This window comes from Pseudomonas sp. P8_241 (assembly GCF_034008315.1).
Classification (GTDB): domain Bacteria; phylum Pseudomonadota; class Gammaproteobacteria; order Pseudomonadales; family Pseudomonadaceae; genus Aquipseudomonas.
Genome location: NZ_CP125377.1, coordinates 5,284,496 through 5,303,753, shown reverse-complemented (window position 1 = coordinate 5,303,753; position 19,258 = coordinate 5,284,496). Strand labels below are relative to the sequence as shown.

At 60.4% G+C, this 19,258-nt stretch carries 14 protein-coding genes and 2 pseudogenes; 6 read left to right on the top strand and 10 right to left on the bottom strand.

Features of this window, described 5'->3' with window-relative positions:
• Positions 1-360: 360 nt before the first annotated feature.
• Both arcD and QMK58_RS23715 read left to right on the top strand, forming a co-directional pair.
• Positions 361-1,788: an arginine-ornithine antiporter gene (arcD, locus tag QMK58_RS23720; RefSeq protein WP_053155368.1), complete on the top strand. Its 1,428-nt coding sequence runs from the start codon at positions 361-363 to the stop codon at positions 1,786-1,788.
• Positions 1,785-2,648 (top strand): DNA-3-methyladenine glycosylase family protein, encoded by an 864-nt coding sequence (locus QMK58_RS23715; protein WP_053155370.1) that lies wholly within the window; start codon positions 1,785-1,787, stop codon positions 2,646-2,648. The genes arcD and QMK58_RS23715 overlap by 4 nt, the downstream gene beginning before the upstream one ends.
• A 123-nt stretch (positions 2,649-2,771) precedes the next feature.
• On the opposite strand, the gene QMK58_RS23710 is transcribed toward QMK58_RS23715, so the two are convergent.
• The 10 genes and pseudogenes from QMK58_RS23710 to gap form a co-directional block, all read right to left on the bottom strand.
• The gene (locus tag QMK58_RS23710; protein WP_320395521.1) at positions 2,772-4,118 is read right to left on the bottom strand and encodes a CoA transferase; all 1,347 of its coding nucleotides are present in this window, start codon (positions 4,116-4,118) and stop codon (positions 2,772-2,774) included.
• A 167-nt stretch (positions 4,119-4,285) separates the two neighbouring features.
• Positions 4,286-4,813, bottom strand: a pseudogene (locus QMK58_RS29035) (methyl-accepting chemotaxis protein); the annotation flags it as partial.
• 378 nt (positions 4,814-5,191) lie between these two features.
• Positions 5,192-6,160: pseudogene (locus QMK58_RS29030) on the bottom strand (chemotaxis protein); the annotation flags it as partial.
• Between the two features lie 466 nt (positions 6,161-6,626).
• A complete protein-coding gene (locus QMK58_RS23700; protein ID WP_053155376.1) occupies positions 6,627-7,016 on the bottom strand; it encodes a YbaN family protein in 390 nt (129 codons plus the stop codon).
• A 153-nt stretch (positions 7,017-7,169) separates the two neighbouring features.
• Positions 7,170-7,772, bottom strand: coding sequence for a biliverdin-producing heme oxygenase (locus tag QMK58_RS23695; RefSeq protein WP_053155378.1), 603 nt, complete (start codon positions 7,770-7,772; stop codon positions 7,170-7,172).
• A gap of 113 nt (positions 7,773-7,885) precedes the next feature.
• The gene (locus QMK58_RS23690) at positions 7,886-10,450 is read right to left on the bottom strand and encodes a TonB-dependent receptor (RefSeq protein WP_053155380.1); all 2,565 of its coding nucleotides are present in this window, start codon (positions 10,448-10,450) and stop codon (positions 7,886-7,888) included.
• A gap of 122 nt (positions 10,451-10,572) precedes the next feature.
• Positions 10,573-11,538 (bottom strand): FecR family protein, encoded by a 966-nt coding sequence (locus tag QMK58_RS23685; RefSeq protein WP_320395519.1) that lies wholly within the window; start codon positions 11,536-11,538, stop codon positions 10,573-10,575.
• 115 nt (positions 11,539-11,653) lie between these two features.
• Positions 11,654-12,172 (bottom strand): RNA polymerase sigma factor, encoded by a 519-nt coding sequence (locus QMK58_RS23680; RefSeq protein WP_053155383.1) that lies wholly within the window; start codon positions 12,170-12,172, stop codon positions 11,654-11,656.
• A 77-nt stretch (positions 12,173-12,249) separates the two neighbouring features.
• Positions 12,250-12,714, bottom strand: coding sequence for a methylglyoxal synthase (locus QMK58_RS23675; protein WP_053155385.1), 465 nt, complete (start codon positions 12,712-12,714; stop codon positions 12,250-12,252).
• A 135-nt stretch (positions 12,715-12,849) separates the two neighbouring features.
• Positions 12,850-13,851, bottom strand: a complete 1,002-nt coding sequence (gene gap / locus QMK58_RS23670; protein WP_053155386.1) for a type I glyceraldehyde-3-phosphate dehydrogenase — start codon at positions 13,849-13,851, stop codon at positions 12,850-12,852.
• A 220-nt stretch (positions 13,852-14,071) separates the two neighbouring features.
• Between gap and edd the strand changes: the two genes are divergently transcribed.
• The 4 genes from edd (at position 14,072) to QMK58_RS23650 (ending at position 19,209) form a co-directional block, all read left to right on the top strand.
• Positions 14,072-15,898: a phosphogluconate dehydratase gene (edd, locus tag QMK58_RS23665; RefSeq protein ID WP_053155388.1), complete on the top strand. Its 1,827-nt coding sequence runs from the start codon at positions 14,072-14,074 to the stop codon at positions 15,896-15,898.
• Complete coding sequence (locus QMK58_RS23660; RefSeq protein WP_053155389.1) at positions 15,895-16,845, top strand: glucokinase; 951 nt, start codon at positions 15,895-15,897, stop codon at positions 16,843-16,845. The genes edd and QMK58_RS23660 overlap by 4 nt, the downstream gene beginning before the upstream one ends.
• A gap of 173 nt (positions 16,846-17,018) precedes the next feature.
• On the top strand, positions 17,019-17,750 hold the full coding sequence (locus tag QMK58_RS23655) for a response regulator (protein ID WP_053155390.1): 732 nt from the start codon (positions 17,019-17,021) through the stop codon (positions 17,748-17,750).
• Positions 17,740-19,209, top strand: coding sequence for an ATP-binding protein (locus QMK58_RS23650; protein WP_053155393.1), 1,470 nt, complete (start codon positions 17,740-17,742; stop codon positions 19,207-19,209). The genes QMK58_RS23655 and QMK58_RS23650 overlap by 11 nt, the downstream gene beginning before the upstream one ends.
• The last annotated feature ends 49 nt before the right edge of the window (positions 19,210-19,258 follow it).

Genomic DNA, 19,258 nt, shown 5'->3' with positions numbered 1-19,258 from the left:
GCAATTAAAATAACTGACTTGGATCAGTGCATGGGCATATTCAATAATTATCAGCAGAGTGCCATCATTCATATTCTGATTGTCTGTAATGCTTGATCCAGAGGCTTTCTGGCATTTAGTGGATAGTGTGGGTATTTGTTTCGAGTTATGACGCTAGTTGGCGTTCTAGAGTTCTAAAGTTTGTTGGTGATGTCGTTTGTGAAAAATGTGTTATTTAGAAAATATATAAATAAACGGATTGTCGTCGACGTTTATATAGCCGATTTGTGCAAGTAAGACGCCTTCGATTGGCGTTATTCAATAATCGTTATTACGCTTCACACGATCCCACGTCACCCTGATGCCTCCCGGAGACGCACAATGTCGCAAGCGCCGCAAAAACTTCGTCTGAACGCCCTGATCGCGCTGGTGGTGGGATCGATGATCGGCGGCGGGATCTTTTCTCTGCCGCAGAACATGGCGGTTCAGGCCGATGCCGGAGCAATCATGATCGGTTGGGCGATTACGGCGGTGGGCATGCTGACGCTGGCGTTCGTGTTCCAGACCCTGGCCAATCGCAAGCCCGAGCTGGAGTCCGGCGTGTACGCTTACGCCAAGGCCGGGTTCGGCGACTACATGGGTTTTTCCTCAGCCTGGGGCTACTGGATCAGTGCGTGGCTGGGCAACGTCGGCTATTTCGTCTTGCTGTTCAGTACCCTGGGCTATTTCTTTCCGGTGTTTGGTCAGGGCAACACACCCGTTGCCATCGGTTGCGCCTCGGTGCTGTTGTGGACCGTGCATTTTGTGGTGATGCGCGGCATCAAGGAGGCGGCGTTCATCAACCAGGTGACCACGGTGGCCAAAATCGTGCCGTTGATCATGTTTATCGTGATTGCCGCCGTGGCGTTCAAGGCTGACATCTTCACGCGGGATATCTGGGGGCATGGCAATCCGCAATTCGGCAGTGTGATGGATCAGGTGCGGCACATGATGCTGGTCACCGTGTTCGTGTTTATCGGCATCGAAGGCGCCAGTGTGTATTCGGCCCGCGCGGAGAAACGCTCGGACGTAGGCCGCGCGACGGTCATCGGGTTTCTCGGGGTGCTGGCGCTGTTGGTGTTGGTGAACGTGTTGTCGCTGGGGATCATGACCCAGCCCGAACTGGCGAAACTGCAGAACCCGTCGCTAGCCTCGGTGCTGGAACATATCGTCGGTCCGTGGGGTGCGGTGCTGATCAGCGTCGGCCTCGCGATCTCGTTGCTCGGTGCCTTGTTGTCCTGGGCGCTGTTGTGCGCCGAGATCCTTTTTGCCACGGCCAAAGACCAGACCATGCCGGCGTTTCTGACCAAGGAGAACGCCAACCATGTGCCGGTCAACGCGCTGTGGATGACCAATCTGATGATCCAGCTGTTTTTGCTGATCACGCTGTTTTCCGCTGGAACTTACACCAGCCTGATTTACCTCGCCTCATCAATGATTCTGGTGCCGTATTTGTGGTCGGCGGCGTATGCGGTGTTGTTGAGCGGGCGGGGCGAAACCTACGAGAACTCACCGGCCGAGCGTTCCAAGGATCTGCTGATAGGTGCCATCGCCCTGGGTTACGCGGTGTGGTTGCTGTACGCCGGTGGCCTGAAATATCTGCTGCTTTCGGCATTGCTGTATGCCCCTGGCGTGATCCTGTTTGCCAAAGCCCGGCATGAGCAGGGCAAGCCACTGTTCACGTTGGCGGAGAAGGGCGTTTTTACCTGCGTGATCAGCGGGGCCGGGCTGGCGGCGTATGGGTTGTACAGCGGGTTGCTGAGTCTATGAAGTTGTTGCTGGCGTACACGCCGCCTTATGACTGGGCGGCAATCTCGGGATTCCTGTCGGTGCGGGCGATTGCCGGCCTGGAGACGGTGGTCGATGGTGTCTACTCGCGCAGCATCGGCCTGAGCGGCGTGCACGGCATGTTTTCGATCCAGCCTGCAACGGCGGATTCACTTGAACTGACCCTGGACTTCCCCAACCCGGCCGCCACGCCTGAGATCGTCGCGCGGGTGCGCAGGATGTTCGATATGGATGCGGACTTGAAGGCAATCCATCGACGCCTGGCGGTTGATCCGCTAATGGCGCGATTGATCGCCGAGCGTCCGGGGTTGCGGGTGCCGGGTGCGTGGGATGGTTTGGAACTGGCGATCCGTGCGGTACTGGGGCAGCAGATTACGGTGGTGGCGGCGATCAAACTGGCTGGCAAATTGCTCGCGCAGTACGGCGTGCCGCTGCGTTCGTCGCTGCCGAGTGTGACTCATGTGTTCCCGACGGCCGAGGTGTTGGCCGGGGCGGATCTGGCCGCGTTGGGCATGCCGAAAAGCCGCGGCCGGACGTTGTCGGACGTGGCGCAGGCATTGCTCGATGATCCCCGATTGTTTGAGCCCGGGCGGGAAAGCGGCGTGGCGCGATTGCTGGCCCTGCACGGGATCGGGGACTGGACGTCGCAGTACATCGCCTTGCGCCAATTGCGGGACATGGATGGTTTTCCCAATGGCGATGTGGGGTTGATCAATGCGTTGGCGGCGCTGGAAGGTGGGCCGGTGACGGCTCGGCAACTGTTGTCGCGTGCCGAGGCGTGGCGGCCTTATCGAGGGTATGCGGCGCAGTTGTTGTGGACAGCGTTGAGTCGGGTGGACTGAGCTGATTCCGGATCTGTGGTGAACGGTCAGGCGCTTTCGCTGGCAAGCCAGCTCCTGCAAATAATCGCGGGACGTGTGCGGACAACTGTAGGAGCCGGCTTGCCGGCGAAGACAATTCGGGCATCACCACTGAGCGTGGTGAGAACCCAATTGCGTCGCCGGCAATGACCACTGCAACGGTGTTCCATTGATCTTCAGCGCAACCCGCAATCGATACGCCGGCCCCCATGGTGTCTGCTCGACCTCCATTCCCTGATCCTTTTGATCCTCCTCCCGCAATGGCTCATCGGACCCGGTCCCGGCCTCGATCAACAACTTTGCCGTTCGCGCCAAAGACAAACGCGCTGAACCACCATGGCCGCCACTCAAACGTTCAGCCAACAAGCGGATCACACTGGCCGCCATCAAATACCCGGTGGCGTGATCGAGGGCTTGCACCGGTAGTGGCGTCGGTTTGTCCGCCTGCTTCCAGCCCATACCCGCCTGCGCAATGCCACTGCTCATCTGCACCAGACTGTCGAAGCCGCGACGGTCTTGCCACGGGCCGCTCCAGCCGTAGGCATTGAGGCAGACGTCGATCAGGCCGGGGGTCAACTGCTGTCTGTAAGCCGCACCATACCCCAGGCGTTCCAGTGCATCGGCGCGGTAGCCATGGAGCAGAATGTCGGCGTCCATCAGCAAACCTTCGAACACGGCTCGATCCGTCTTGTCGTGAAGGTCGAGACGCGCACAGCGTTTGCCCAGGGTGACTTCGGGCACAACACCCGGCTCATCCCAGGTCGGTGGGTCGATGCGCAACACGTTGGCGCCGAGGCCGGCCAGAAACCGACTGGCGATGGGCCCTGCCAGCACTCGGGTCAAATCCAGCACCTTGATGCCAGCCAATGGTCGAGCAACCGAACCCTGCCACGGCTTGACGCGTTGGCTGTGGTTGCGGGTGAACTCAATCAACGGATCTGCGTTGACTGCGATGCCTTGCGGGTGTGCCTGCCATTGATCACGGCTGCGCATCTCGGCGGCACAGCCGCCGGCCTCGACAACAGCCTGCTCCAGATCGCTTTTGGCCCATTGCGCCACTTTGCCTGCCATCGTTGCACGGTCGGCGCAGGTGCCGAGCACGCGTTCAGCCGCGGCACGGTGATGGGGGGCGTTGGTGTGCAGGCGAATCCAGCCATCAAGTGCGGCGTAGTCACCGGCGACCGGATCCCACATCGGCGGAACACTCCAACCGGCTGGACGGATCGATGTCGAGAACCAGAAGGACGCCAAGCGCCGGTCGACTTCAAGGTCCGGCAAGCGTGCGGTTTGTCGGTGCAGCAATTCGCTGACCGCCTGACCGGCAGCGGCGATGCTGGCGCAGGCCAGTTCGGTGACGGCAAATGCCGAGGGCAGGGCGCCGCTGGAGGTGAACGGGATCGGGGTGTGGGGCAAGCCGAGTGCGGCTTGAATGGGCGTGAGCAGATCAGTCATCGAAGGCCCTCCGAAGCGAGAGCCAGATCTTAGATCAAAAACCTTCAGGCCAGATGAAATCCCCTGTAGGAGCGAGCTTGCTCGCGATAGCGGTGGATCAGGTGACATCTGCATTGCAGGTCAGTCAGCTATCGCGAGGAAGCTCGCTCCTACAAGGGGAATCTCGATTACACGCGGAACTGGTCCATCAATTTCATCTGCTGGGTAGTCAGGGCGTTGAGCTGGCTGCTGATCTGCGCCGACTCAGTGGCCTGGCCGGTCAGGGTTTCGGTGACGGTACGGATCGCCGAGACGTTACGGTTGACCTCTTCGGCCACAGCGCTTTGTTGCTCGGCGGCACTGGCGATTTGCAGGTTCATGTCGCTGATCACGGTCACGGCGTCGCTGATTTTGCCCAAGGCCTGCACCGCTTGCTGGATCTGCCCGGCGTTGCTGTGGGCCTGGGTCTGGCTCGAGTGCATGGTCGCGACAACACCGCGTGTGCCGCTCTGGATGCGCTCGATTACCAAGCGGATTTCCTCCACCGAGTCCTGGGTGCGCTTGGCCAGGTTGCGTACTTCATCGGCCACCACCGCAAAGCCGCGACCGCTTTCACCGGCGCGGGCGGCTTCAATCGCGGCGTTGAGCGCGAGCAGGTTGGTTTGCTCGGCGATGCTGCGGATCACTTCCAGCACCGAGCCGATCTGCTCGCTGTTCACCGCCAACGCTTCGACTTCGGTCACCGCCTTGCTGACTTCGTCGGCCAGTTGATTGATGTCGCGGGTGCTGCGCTCGATGATCTGCATGCCGTCGCGGGCCGACTGATCGGCACCTTTGGCGGCATTGGCCGCGTTCGAGGCGCTGTTGGCGACATCGTGGGCGGTGGCACTCATTTCGTTGGACGCGGTGGCGACCTGGTCGATTTCGCGGAACTGCACCTGCATGCCTTCGCTGGTCTGGCGGGCGATCTCGGATGACTGATCGGCCGTGCCGCGGGCATCGGTGATGCTTTGCTTGATCTGCGCGATGGTCGGTTGCAGCTTGTCGAGGAAGCGGTTGAACCAGCTGACCAGTTCGCCCAGTTCATCCCTTTTGTTGTAGTGCAGGCGCTGAGTCAGGTCGCCGTCACCGCTGGCAATCGCCTTGAGCATTTGCGCCACGCTGTTGATCGGCCGGGTCACGCCCGAGGCGGTAAGCCACATCAGCAACAGGCCAACCACACCGGCAATCACCGCTACCAGCAGGGCTTTGATCGTACCGCTTTGCTGGGCGTCGTCGAGCACCGCTTGCAGCTTGACCGAGTCGGCCAGCAGCACTTGCCTTGGCAGGTCGATCACCACGGCCCAGGCCTTGGCATCGGCAATCGGGCTGACGGGGTACACCGCGCGGATCAGGTCGCCTTGCTGGAGCACTCTTGGCGCGCCACTGCCGAGCAATTGCAGGACGTCTTTGCCGTCCGCGCCGAGGGTATCGCCGATGCTCTTGCCGACCTTTGTCGCATCGACGCTGTAGGCGGCCATCACGCCCGTGCCGGAAACGATCAGCATGTGCCCGGCGCTGTTGAACAGCTCACGTTGAGAGTCGACTGCCGCCGCTTGCAATGCGTCCAGGGCGATGTCGACGCCGACCACGCCGATGGACTTGCCGTCTACCAGCAGCGGCACGGAAATGGTGGTCATCAACATTTCCTTGTCGCCGACGGTGTCGGCGTACGGGTCGAGCAAGCAAATGCGCTTGCTGTCCCGCGGGCAGGTGTACCAGACGTTGTACGGCGTACCGCTGAGGTTCAGGGTGGTTTTGGTCATGTCCTCTTCGACCATGATCGTGTTCAGCGTTTCACCACCGGCACGGCTGAAGTAGGTCGCGAAGCGACCGGACTCGTTGGACTGGCGCGCCGCGTCATCGACGAACTCGCTGTCTTTACCGTCCAGGCCGTTGGGTTCGAACGCCAGCCAGATCCCCAGGACTTTGCTGTTGCGCTCGAAGGCGGTCTTCAGACTGTGGTTCAACTCTTCACGCAGAGCGCCGGGTTCAAGTGAGCGCTTGGCGGCCAGGGTGCGCATGTCCATGATCTGATCGGCAAGGGCGGTCACCACCGTCAGGGTTTCACCGAACGTCTTCTGTACCCGCACCGCTTGCTCGGCCGCCTTGGCCTGAAGCAGGTCCTGCACGCTGGCGGTGAGCATTCTGCTGCTGGAATCGCTGACCAGATCATCGTTCTGATTGGTCTGGTAGATATTCATGCCGACTATCAAAGCGACTACACCTAGCAGGCACAGACCGGACAGCAGGACGATTTTCAGGCGGATGGACAGTGAGTCGAACATAGGGCGAGCTCGCGAATGGATGAAATGTTGGCTGTGAGCCCTTGCGGCTCGACACGCTAAATCCATTTAGCGCCATTCAATACACATCGGCGCGGCGAGGAGGTTGCATGAGGAGGAACCCGACGAACGGTATTGATTGAACGTTTGCGCGGAAGAATATCGCGAAGATCGGATGAAAAACGGGAGTAAATCGCGGGCAGGTTCAGGACGGTTGCGACGAGGATTCAGGGCGTGTCCAGATCCACAGGTTGCCCAGGGCCATCCCGGCAATCGCCAGGTAGATCGGCCAGCCTGGATCGAGCATCACCAGCATGAGACTTGCGCATAACAGCATGCTGACAGTGGCGCTGATTTTTGCCCGGCGAGCGATGATCTTGCCGTTGCGCCAATTGAAGAGGATGGGACCGAACAGTCGGTGGTTTTCCAGCCAGGCGCTCAAGCGCGGCGAACTGCGGGTGGCGGCCCAGGCGGCCAGCAGGATGAATTCAGTGGTGGGCAGGCCGGGGATGACGATGGCAATCAGGCCGATGCCCAGGCTGACGTAGGCCAGCAGGCCGAAGAGGAAGCGGGAGAGTTTGGAGGAGGCGGGCATGGGCTCAAGACAGCACGTGAGGCGGATCGAAATCTAACAGACTGGCGGCGTCCCCTGTAGGAGCGAGCTTGCTCGCGATGGCGGTCAAACATTCAACATTTGAATAGTCTGGCTCTCCGCTTCGCGAGCAAGCTCGCTCCTACAGGGGATGGGTCAGGCTACTTCGGTAGCGTAAGCCTGTTCCAGCAACACAGTGAAGCGGTTGAACGCGTCGATGGCGCCTTTTTCCACGTCGGCTTCTTCCTGGGCAGAGAACGCCAGGCCGTCGAGGGTTTTGACGAAGCTCTTCCAGCCTTCAGCGCGACCACCGGCCGGTTCGCCCAGGTGACGGGCCCCGAAGGTTTCGCTCAGGCCCAGGCCCACGGCGCGCTTGATCAGGAACGCCGCGCCGAGCTTGGAACCTTCAGAGACGAAAATCCAGCCCAGGGCTTCGGCCTTGGTCGGGTTGCTCAACGCGCCGGCAACCGGCGTCGGAACTTCGGTGTCGAGGTCCGCCAGGTCAGCCTTGGCGGCGTCGGCGCGGCAGCGGGCCGGCAGGTCCGGGACAATGGCGGTCAGTTCGGCATCGTTGTACAGCGACACCAGTTCCGCCTGGAACAGGTACTGCGCCACCACGAAACGGGCGAAATTGGCCTGGGTTTCGAACGGTGCATGGGCTTTGACCAGAGCATCGAGCTTGGTATGCGGCTCGTGGGTGATCTGGTTCAAGCGTTGCGAACGCAGGTTGGGGCGTTGAGCAGTGTCCTGGGTATTCATGGCAAATCCTTGGAAAAGAAGAGGCGCTTGGTAACGAGACGAACAGAAAGGCACCTGACAGTAAAAATTCCTGCCGGGTGACTTCATGAAATCACCCGGCGAGGCGACCCGAATCAGATGTCCCAGATCAGGTTGACCGCGAAGTTGCGACCCGGCTGAGTCAGGCGATCAAGGTTGGCCGGTTGTGTTACCGAAGCTTCGCCGACGCTGTCGTAGCCGCGCACGTCATCCCACAGCCAGTATTTCTTGTCGGTCAGGTTGTAGACGCCGCCGCTGACGGTCACATCGTCGGTCACCTTGTAGAACGCGCTCAGGTCGAGAATGCCGAAGCCCGGTGTCTTGAACTGGGTGCTGGTGCCATCCGGGGTTTTGAAACTGGTGCTGTCGACGCGATCCTTCTTCTTCACCAGGGTCCAGTTGAGCACACCGCCATAGTTGTCCTGGTCATAACCCAGGCCGAACACGCCGGTCAGCGGATTGACACTGTTGAGCGGCTCGCCGCTGTCGTCGTTGCGGCCGTAGGCGTAGGCCACCGAGCCTTGGGTGTACAGGCCTTGTGGTGCACCGAAGGAGTCGAGGTTCAGACGGCCCTTGATCTCCGCTCCCTTGATGGTGGCGTGCTTGATGTTGTTGCTCTGGAACGTGGTCTCGCTGTAACCGGGCGTGATGGCGTTCTCGTCGATGAAGTCGCGGTACTTGTTGTAGAACACTGCCACATCAAACGAGCCCTGCTCGAAGTTGCCGCGCAGACCGGTCTCGTAGCTCTTGCTCTTTTCCGGCTCGAGGTCCGGATTGGGCGCGACCTGATAGCCGCCGGACAGGTTTTCGAAGCGACCGTACAAGGCCTTGGCGGTCGGGGTGCGGAAGCCTTCGGCGTATTGGCCGTACCAGGTGTAATGGTCGTTGAAGCTGTAGGTGGTGCCGAATTTCGGCGACAGGCGATGCCAGGTTTTGGTCTCGTCGCTCACCTCACCATTGCGGCTCTGGTCGGCGGTCGCGAGGAACTCGTCGGTGATGTGTGGCTTGAGTTCGGTGTAGTCATAGCGAGCACCGGGCAGGAACGTCCAGTTGCCCCAGCTGATCTGATCCTGGGCGAACAGGGCGTAGCTGTTGATGGTTGGGTCCGGAAAGTCACTGGCCGGTGTGAGGGTGTCGGCGGCGCTCGGGGCACCGATGACACGACAGGCGCCGGCCACGGTCAGACAGGTGCCGGAACCGGTGCGCAGGCCAGTGACTTTGTCCTGCTTGATGGTGGTGCCATAGGTGACGAAGTGCTCGGTGTCGGCGACGGCAAACGACTTGTCAGCCTGGGCGTCGAATACCCATTGGCGATCCTTGTAGGTGGTGTCGCGGTTACGCAGCACAGTGCGCGACGGCGCATAGATTTCCTCGGTGCTCTGGTCGGTCTTGGCGATCTGGTAGTTCAACGACCACTTGATGTTGTCAGCGAGTGCGCTGTCCAGGCCGAAGCTGTGCTCGATGCCAAAACGTTCGCGGGTGATCGTATCGTTGCCGGTGCGGGACTTGTAGAAACCGAAACCGCGTCCGGCGTTGAACGGGCCGCCCACCGCGCTCAATTGATTGGTGTCGCGGTCGTCCTTGTAATGCTCGTAGGTCAAGCCCAGGCGAGCGTCGTCGGCATAGTTCCAGCCCAGTTTGGCCAGCACGTTGGTGGTGCGCACATCTTCCGGGTTGGCCTCGGTGCGGTTCAGGCCAGTACCGCCGGTTTCGCCGTAGGATTCTGTTTCATGACCATTGCGCTGGCTGAGGTGCAACAGGCCATCGAACTCGCCAGTGCGGCCGGCGACGGTGCCGGATGTCAGCCAGCTGTCATCGGCAGAGCTGTAGCCGGTCTTCAGGCGTGCGCCGACATCCTTGCCGGGTTTGATGATGTCATCCGGGTCCAGCGTGTAGTAGCTGACAGCACCGCCAATCGCGTTGCTGCCGTACAGCACCGAGGCCGGACCGCGGAGGATTTCCACGCGCTTGACGATTTCCGGGTCGACGTAGTTGCGGTTGGTCTGGGCGTACGGGCCGTTGAAGAAGCCGTCGGGTACTTGCACACCGTCGATCTGGGTCAGGACGCGGTCGCCATCGATGCCGCGAATGTTGTAGCCGCTGATGCCGGAACGCTGACCAGCGCCACCGACCGAAACACCGGGCTCGTAGCGCACCAGTTCCTTGATCGTATTGACGTTGTTGCGGTCCAGATCTTCGCGCGTGTAGACCGAGACCGTGCTCGGCACGCTGTTGACGTCCTGTTCGTTACGGGTGGCGCTGATGGTCACCTGATCAAGATTGAGCGCGCTGTTGGTGGTGCGTTTTTCCAGGACGATGCTGTTGTTGCCCAGTTTGCGATAGCTCAGGTTGGTTCCCACCAACAGGCGATCCAGCGCTTTCTCCGGCGGCAACGACCCGCGCACACCCGGCGAGGACACACCTTGTGCCAGCTCCGACGACACGCCGACCTGCCAGCCGGTCACAGCGGTAAAGGCATTGAGCGCCGATACCAACGACTGCTGGGGAATGGCGAACGCGTAATCGCCCATTTTGCGGCTTGACTGTTCGGCGGCGGTGGCGGCCATCAGCGGTGCAGCGCCGGCCATCAGGATGGCCGCAGTCAGCAACGACAGCACGCGGGAAGGTGAAGAGGCTGGGCGGGTAAGGCGAGAGGACATCGATAGCGCTCCGTGTCGCACGAATCTTTATAGGTGCTGATCGGCATGGTGAGATGCGAATCAATTGCATTGGCTATAACGAGACGTACGGGATTTGGCTATCGAGTAAAAATAATTCTCATTCAGTTGAGGATGACCAGTGCCGGGAATTCCTGGAGCCGTGCCGAGGTGATGTGGGCCAGGGAGCGAACCACGTCCAGCGGTTGATCAAGGCGATAGTTGCCGGTTACGGCGACATCGGCCAGTTGCTCGTTGTTGTTGATGATCCAGCCCGGGTAATACCGACGAAGCTCTGCCAGCACCTGGTTCAACGGGCAGTTTTCAAACACCAGCCGGCCCTGGACCCACGCCAGGTCAGTGGCGGCATCGAGTTTGGTCGTCCGGTCGAAGCCGTTGGGGCCGATGCGGATACTTTCCCCGGCGGACAAACGCACCCGCGCGTCATCACGGGTGGCGCGCAAGTCGACATTGCCGCGCTGCACCCGCACCTGTGCCACACCGTCGAGGTAACGCACGGCAAACGCCGTGTCGCGGACACTGGCCTTGACCGGGCCGGCGTCGATTTCCAGCGGTTGGCCGAGATTGGCCTGCACTTCGAAAAACGCCTCGCCCTGATACAGGCGGGCCACGCGCTGTTGGTCGTTGATGGTGCTGGAAAACGCCGAGTTGGTATTGAGCAGGACTTTCGAGCCGTCCTCCAGTTGCAGGCGCTGGCGCTCGCCAACAACGGTCAGGTGATCAGCTTGCAGGCGCATCGGCAGGTTGCTGAAGCTGAGCAGTCCGAGGATCAGCACGGCGGCAGTGGCCAGCGGTTTCCAGTGCGGACGCAAGCGCGTGAGGACGGTGACTTTCGGCGCACGCGCCGCCAGGCTTTGCGCACACTGCGCCACTTGCGGGCCGTCCCAGATCGCCTGGGCCTTGGCGAACGCCTGGGCATTTAGCGGGTCGGCATCGAGCCATGCGTGGAACTGACGGGTCTGCTCCTCGTCAGGACAACCGAGCACGATGAGCCAGTCCAGGGCCTGGTCCATTGCAGTGGCGGCGTCCTGTGCCGGTGAAGGCGCAGGGGAGCGGTGGTTGTCCGTCACGGTGTTTCCTCGGCGTGTCAGTGCACGGCTGTTTTTTTTAGTGAAGCGTAAAAAGTGGGCCAAGGGTATCAAAGCCCGGTAATCAGTGCAGTCGGTGAGGGTGTGAGCGGCAGCCTCAATCCGCATTCAAGCGGTCAGCGACACCGATGCAGATCGACATGATCAGTTTGAGTTCTTTTTGCACGGTGCTGAGGGACACGCCCAATTCGTCAGCGATTTCCTGATAGCTGTGCCCGTGCAGGCGGCTGAGGATGAAAATCCGCTGCTGCCGGCTGCTGAGTTCTCCGAGACTCACGTTCAGGCGCTCCAGCAGTTGTTCGGCATGGGCAGCGTCTTCGGCGCTGCTGGTAGGGGCGGCGACGCTGTGCATAACCTCTTCAGGGACGTCGTCGACCATCGTGCGCGAATGAATGCGCCGCGCACGCAAATGGTCCAGCGCCAGGTTGCGGGCCGTCTGGAACACGAAGGGTTCGAGATGATCGATGGTCCGCTCACTGAGCGCCCGGGTCACCCGCAGGTAGGTCTCCTGCAGGAGGTCTTCGGCGGTGCTGTGATTGTTGACCATTCGCTCCAGCGTACGCAGCAGAGAGACCCGCTGGGTGATGAAGACGTCGTTGAAACGCGATTGACTCACGGGAGGACCTGATCCATTTCGAGCGAATGATAATGCTTATCATCTACTCGAATGGTCAAGTACTGATTTGTGAAGGTTTACACGCGGGCTTGCAAATAAGTCGCGTAATCCGGAATTCGATGGGTGTGCGACTGCTTCATCATCGGGCTGCTGAGCAGATAATCGGCGCTGCATTCATTGCAGGCCACCGGGATGTTCCAGACCGCAGCAACCCGCAACAACGCCTTGATGTCCGGGTCGTGTGGTTGCGGTTCGAAGGGGTCCCAGAAAAACACCAGCATGTCGACCCGTTGCTCGGCGATTTGCGCGCCGAGTTGTTGGTCACCGCCCAATGGGCCGCTGATCATGCTTTGCACTGGCAGGTCGAGACGTTGTTGCAACAACAACCCTGTGGTGCCGGTGGCGACCAGCTCGTGTTGCGCCAGTGTGTCTTTGTGCCGTGCGGCCCAGTCGAGCAAAAACACCTTGCAGTGGTCGTGGGCGACCAAGGCGATACGCTTGCGCGCAGCCAGGGTCTTTTGCGTAAAGCTGATGCCGATCATGGATGGTTCCACAGGCGATTTGCGAGGGTGATTCTGAGGACGCTATCGCCAGCAAGCCGGCTCCTACAAGGTTGAGTCGTATACGATTGTTGTAGGAGCCGGCTTGCTGGCGATAGCAATTTTGCAGACGCAGAATTATTCCGCGTTGCACAGCGCCAGGCAGTTATCGAGCATGCGGTTGGAGAAGCCCCATTCGTTGTCGTACCAGGCCAGCACCTTGAGCAGCTTGCCGCTGGACTTGGTGTGGTTGGCGTCGAAGATCGATGACAGCGGGTTATGGTTGAAGTCGCTGGAGACCAGCGGCAGGGTGTTGTAGCCGAGGATTTTCGAATGCTGGCTGGCTTCTTTCATCAGCGCGTTGACTTCCTCGGCCGACGCTTCGCGCTTGAGCTGCACAGTCAGATCCACCAGCGACACATTGATCACCGGAACGCGCACCGCCATGCCAGTGAGCTTGCCCGCCAGTTCCGGCAGCACCAGGCCGACGGCTTCGGCAGCACCGGTCTTGCTCGGGATCATGTTCTGGGTGGCCGAACGGGCACGGTACGGATCGGTGTGGTAAACGTCAGTCAGATTCTGGTCGTTGGTGTAGGCGTGGATCGTGGTCATCAGACCGCTTTCGATGCCCAGCTCGCGGTGCAGCACCTGGGCTACCGGGGCCAGGCAGTTGGTGGTGCACGAAGCGTTGGAAATAATCTGGTGCGACTGGCGCAGAATGTCGTGGTTCACGCCGTACACCACCGTGGCGTCGGCGCCTTTGGCGGGCGCCGAGATGATCACTTTGCGTGCGCCGGCCGTAATATGCGCCGCGGCCTTGGCGCGGTCGGTGAACAGGCCGGTACATTCGAACACGACATCAATTTTTTCCGCGGCCCAGGGCAAGTCGGCCGGGTTGCGAATCGCGCTGACGGCAATGCGGTCGCCGTTGACCGTCAGGCTTTCCTCGTCGTGCTGTACATCGGCGTCGAACGTGCCATGAACAGTGTCGAATTTGAGTAAGTGTGCGTTCATTGCGCTGTCGCCCAAGTCGTTGATGGCGACAATCTGCAAATCCTGACGGTAGCCCTGGGTATAGAGTGCGCGCAGAACGTTACGGCCGATGCGGCCAAAGCCATTGATTGCGATTCGAAGAGTCATTTGTCTGCGCTACCGTCGTTTTGTTGTTGGAATTACAAGATTATTCGCAAAAAAATAGAAAACAAGCCTTTTTAATGGCAATATTTTGTTCAATCTACAACGAGTGACCTGAATCAACTGGTCCGACCGATCAAGAAAACCGTCTGTCATTCCATCGACACCGGCCTTTGATCAGCATAGACAATCAGGTCGCCACATCCGTTAGCCTGGAGTTCTACACATGCATCCCCGCGTCCTTGAGGTCACCGAACGGCTTATCGCCCGCAGCCGCGCCACGCGTGAGGCTTACCTTGCATTGATTCGCGGTGCGGCCAGCGACGGTCCGATGCGCGGCAAGCTGCAATGCGCCAACTTCGCCCACGGCGTGGCCGGGTGCGGCAGCGACGACAAGAACAGCCTGCGGATGATGAACTCCGCGAACATTGCGATTGTTTCGTCATATAACGACATGCTCTCGGCGCACCAGCCGTACGAAGTCTTCCCTGAACAGATCAAAAAAGCCCTGCGTGAAATCGGCTCCGTCGGCCAGTTCGCCGGTGGCACGCCAGCCATGTGCGATGGCGTGACTCAAGGCGAGCCGGGCATGGAACTGAGCCTGCCGAGCCGTGAAGTGATCGCGTTGTCCACAGCGGTGGCGCTGTCCCACAACATGTTTGACGGGGCACTGATGCTCGGCATCTGCGACAAGATCGTGCCGGGCCTGATGATGGGCGCGTTGCGTTTCGGTCACCTGCCGATGATCTTTGTGCCAGGCGGTCCGATGGTTTCGGGCATTTCCAACAAGCAGAAAGCTGACGTGCGCCAGCGCTACGCCGAAGGCAAGGCCAGCCGCGAAGAGTTGCTGGAATCGGAAATGAACTCCTATCACAGCCCCGGCACCTGCACCTTCTATGGCACCGCCAACACCAACCAGTTGCTGATGGAAGTCATGGGCCTGCATTTGCCGGGCGCCTCTTTCGTCAACCCGAACACACCGTTGCGCGATGCCCTGACCCGCGAAGCGGCGCATCAGGTCACGCGCCTGACCAAGCAAAATGGCGACTACATGCCAATCGGCGAAATCGTCGACGAGCGTTCGCTGGTCAACTCCATCGTGGCCCTGCATGCCACTGGCGGCTCGACCAACCACACCCTGCACATGCCGGCGATTGCCATGGCGGCGGGCATTCAGCTGACCTGGCAGGACATGGCCGACCTCTCCGAAGTCGTGCCGACCCTGAGCCACGTCTACCCGAACGGCAAGGCTGATATCAACCACTTCCAGGCGGCGGGCGGCATGTCGTTCCTGATTCGCGAATTGTTGGATGCCGGGCTGCTCCACGAAAACGTCAACACCGTGCTCGGCCATGGCCTGAGCCGTTACACCATGGAACCGTTCCTCGATAACGGCGAACTGGTCTGGCGTGAAGGCGTGACCGAAAGCCTCGATGAAAGCATCCTGCGTCCGGTTGCTCGTGCGTTCTCGCCTGAGGGCGGCCTGCGGGTGATGGAAGGTAACCTCGGTCGCGGTGTCATGAAAGTTTCGGCCGTGGCCCTGGAAAACCAGATCGTCGAAGCACCGGCCATGGTGTTCCAGGATCAGCAGGATCTGGCTGATGCGTTCAAGGCAGGTTTGCTGGAGAAGGATTTTGTCGCAGTGATGCGCTTCCAGGGCCCGCGCTCGAATGGCATGCCGGAATTGCACAAAATGACGCCTTTCCTCGGTGTGTTGCAGGATCGCGGCTTCAAGGTCGCACTGGTGACTGACGGGCGCATGTCCGGCGCCTCGGGCAAAATCCCGGCGGCGATTCACGTCAGCCCCGAAGCTTATGTCGGTGGCGCTTTGGCGCGGGTGCAAGAGGGCGATATCATCCGCGTCGATGGCGTCAAAGGCACCCTGGAGCTTAAGGTGGACGCCGAAGAATTCGCAGCGCGCACGCCGGCCAAGGGCCTGTTGGGTAACAACATCGGCACCGGTCGCGAGCTGTTTGGTTTCATGCGCATGGCCTTCAGCTCGGCGGAGCAGGGCGCCAGCGCCTTCACTTCTGCCCTGGAGACGCTTAATTGAAACTGGCTTTGGTCGGTGACATCGGTGGGACCAACGCACGTTTCGCGTTGTGGAAAAACCAGCAGCTGGAATCGGTCCAGGTGCTGGCAACGGCCGATTTTTCCAGCCCGGAAGAGGCAATCAGCCTCTATCTGAATGGGCTGGGCCTTGCGCCGGGTTCAATCGGTTCGGTCTGCCTGTCGGTGGCCGGCCCCGTGAGCGGCGACGAATTCAAGTTCACCAACAATCACTGGCGTCTGAGCCGCAAGGGGTTCTGCCAGACCTTGCAGGTCGATCAGCTGTTGCTGGTCAACGACTTCTCGGCCATGGCGTTGGGCATGACCCGTTTGCAGCCCGGCGAATTCCGCATGGTCTGCGAAGGCACGCCGGAGCCGTTGCGCCCGGCGGTGGTGATCGGACCGGGCACTGGCTTGGGCGTTGGCACCTTGCTCGATCTCGGCGAAGGGCGTTTTGCCGCGCTGCCGGGTGAGGGTGGTCATGTTGATCTGCCCTTGAGCAGCCCGCGTGAAACCCAGCTATGGCAGCACATCTCCAATGAAATCGGACACGTCAGTGCTGAAACCGCACTGAGCGGCGGCGGCTTGCCACGTGTTTATCGGGCGATCTGCGCGGTGGATGGGCACACGCCCGTGCTCGACACACCGCAAGCCATTACCGCTGCCGGGTTGGCGGGTGACCCTATTGCTGTGGAAGTGCTTGAGCAGTTCTGCTGCTGGCTCGGTCGCGTGGCCGGCAACAACGTACTGACCAGCGGTGGACGCGGTGGTGTGTACATTGTTGGCGGAGTGATTCCGCGGTTTGCCGATTTCTTCCTCGAAAGCGGTTTCGCCCGCTGCTTCGCCGACAAGGGTTGTATGAGCGATTACTTCAAGGGGATTCCGGTGTGGCTGGTGACAGCGCCGTACTCGGGTCTTGTTGGTGCCGGTGTAGCGCTCGAACAGGCTTGAGATCGAGTTGCCTTCATCGCTGGCAAGCCAGCTCCTACAGGTTTGTGGTGTTCTTGCGTTTGGTACGAACTCTGTAGGAGCTGGCTTGCCAGCGATGGGGCCAGGACAGGCAACAACTATTCAAGGTGCTTAAGGCATAATCCGCCCAATTCAAAAAACAAGGACGCCGCCCCGTGAGCTCAGTCAACAAGTCGATTTTGTTGGTCGATGACGATCAAGAGATACGCGAGTTGCTGGACACCTACCTGACCCGCGCCGGTTTCCAGGTGCGCACCACGCCCGATGGCGCCGGCTTTCGCCAGGCCCTGAACGAGGCGCCGAGCGATCTGGTGATCCTTGATGTGATGCTGCCCGACGAAGACGGCTTCAGCTTGTGTCGCTGGATTCGTCAACATCCCCGTCGGGCGCAAGTGCCAATCATCATGCTCACCGCCAGTTCCGATGAAGCCGACCGGGTGATCGGTCTTGAGCTTGGGGCCGACGACTACCTCGGCAAACCGTTCAGCCCGCGTGAGTTGCAGGCGCGGATCAAGGCGTTGCTGCGTCGCGCGCAGTTCGGTCAGGAACGCAGCGGCGGTGAAGTGCTGGCCTTCGATGACTGGCGCCTGGACATGGTCAGCCATCGGCTGTTCCACACCGATGGTGAAGAGGTGATTCTCTCCGGCGCCGATTTCGCCCTGCTCAAACTCTTTCTCGATCACCCGCAGCAAATCCTCGACCGCGACACCATCGGCAACGCCACCCGTGGGCGGGACCTGATGCCGCTCGACCGCATCGTCGACATGGCGGTCAGCCGTTTGCGCCAACGTCTGCGCGACACCGAGAAACCACCTCGGCTGATCCGCACCGTACGCGGCAGTGGCTACCAACTGGCAGCCAGTGTGGTTGCCAGCAATGGTCACTGAGTCCTTGCGCAAGCTTGCGGCGAGGGTGCCGGTGCCACGTTCGCTGCTGGGGCGAATGTTGCTGCTGACGCTGCTTGCGGTGCTGTTCGCGCAGGCGTTATCGAGCGTGATCTGGGTCTCGCAACTGCGCGCCACGCAACTGGAAGGCCTGGTCACCAGTGCCCGCAGCCTGGCCCATTCGATGACCGCCAGCGTCAGTTATTTCCGATCGTTACCGGTGGCTTATCGGCCTTTGGTGCTCGATCAGTTGCGCAGCATGGGCGGCACCCGGTTCGTGGTGACGCTGAACGACAAGCCCCTGGGCATGGAAGTGTTGCCCGTGACCCCGCGAAAAGCGGCGGTCATCAAAGCGGTGGATGAAGTGCTGCGTGCGTCCCTGGGGCATGACACGGATATTTCGGTCACCTTCGTCAGCCCCGAAGACCTGCGAATCTTCAACGGCGGTCTCAAACTCGATGAGCTGCCACGTTCGTGGGCGCACTATGCATTGACCCTGGAGCCGGTGAACCCGCCGGTGCTGGTCACGCAGATCCAGATGGCCCCGGGTGAGTGGTTGTACATCGCGTCGCTGTTGCCCGAGCCCTACACCAGCCTTGAAGAGCAAGGCCTGCCTGCGCAGCAGGTGTGGTTCATCGTACTCACCAGCGGTTTCCTGTTGTTGTTCATTGGCCTGTTGGTGCATTGGCAGAGTCGACCACTCAAGCGTCTGGCGCGGGCTGCACGAGATTTGTCACTGGGTGCCGACGTCGAACCGGTGGCCGAAGGCGGTGGCAGTGAAGTGGTCGAAGTCGGTCGCGCCTTCAACACCATGCGTGAACGCATCAGCCGCTACCTGACCGAGCGCAGCCAGTTATTCAGCGCGATTTCTCACGATCTGCGAACGCCGATCACCCGGCTGCGATTGCGTGTCGAATTGCTTGAAGACGAACAACTGCAAACCAAGTTCGGCCGCGATCTGGATGAGCTGGAGTTGTTGGTCAAAGGCGCGCTGCAATGCGTGAAAGACACTGACATCCATGAAAACATCGAGCCGGTGGATCTCAATCACGTACTCGACTGTCTGGTGGAACCGTACCTGGCGCCGAACGGCAACGGCCGCGTGACCCAGCAGGGACGTGCACTGGCCGCGTATCCCGGCAAGCCGCTGGCGCTCAAGCGTTGCATCGGCAACCTGATCGACAATGCGCTGAAGTACGGGCAGAACGCGCATCTGCATATCGATGATGATGACAGCGCCTTTGTGCTGCATGTCGACGACGAAGGACCGGGGGTTCCGGAGCAGCGGCTGGAGCAGGTGTTCGAGCCGCACTTCCGCCTGGCCGGGCAGCAGCAGGGTTATGGGTTGGGGCTGGGGATTGCGCGCAACATTGCCCATAGCCATGGCGGTGAGGTCACTTTGCAGAATTTGCGTGAAGGTGGGTTGCGGGTGACGTTGCAGCTGCCGCGCTCGGCGGATTAAAAGTCAAAAGATCGCAGCCTTCGGCAGCTCCTACGCCGACAAATGTAGG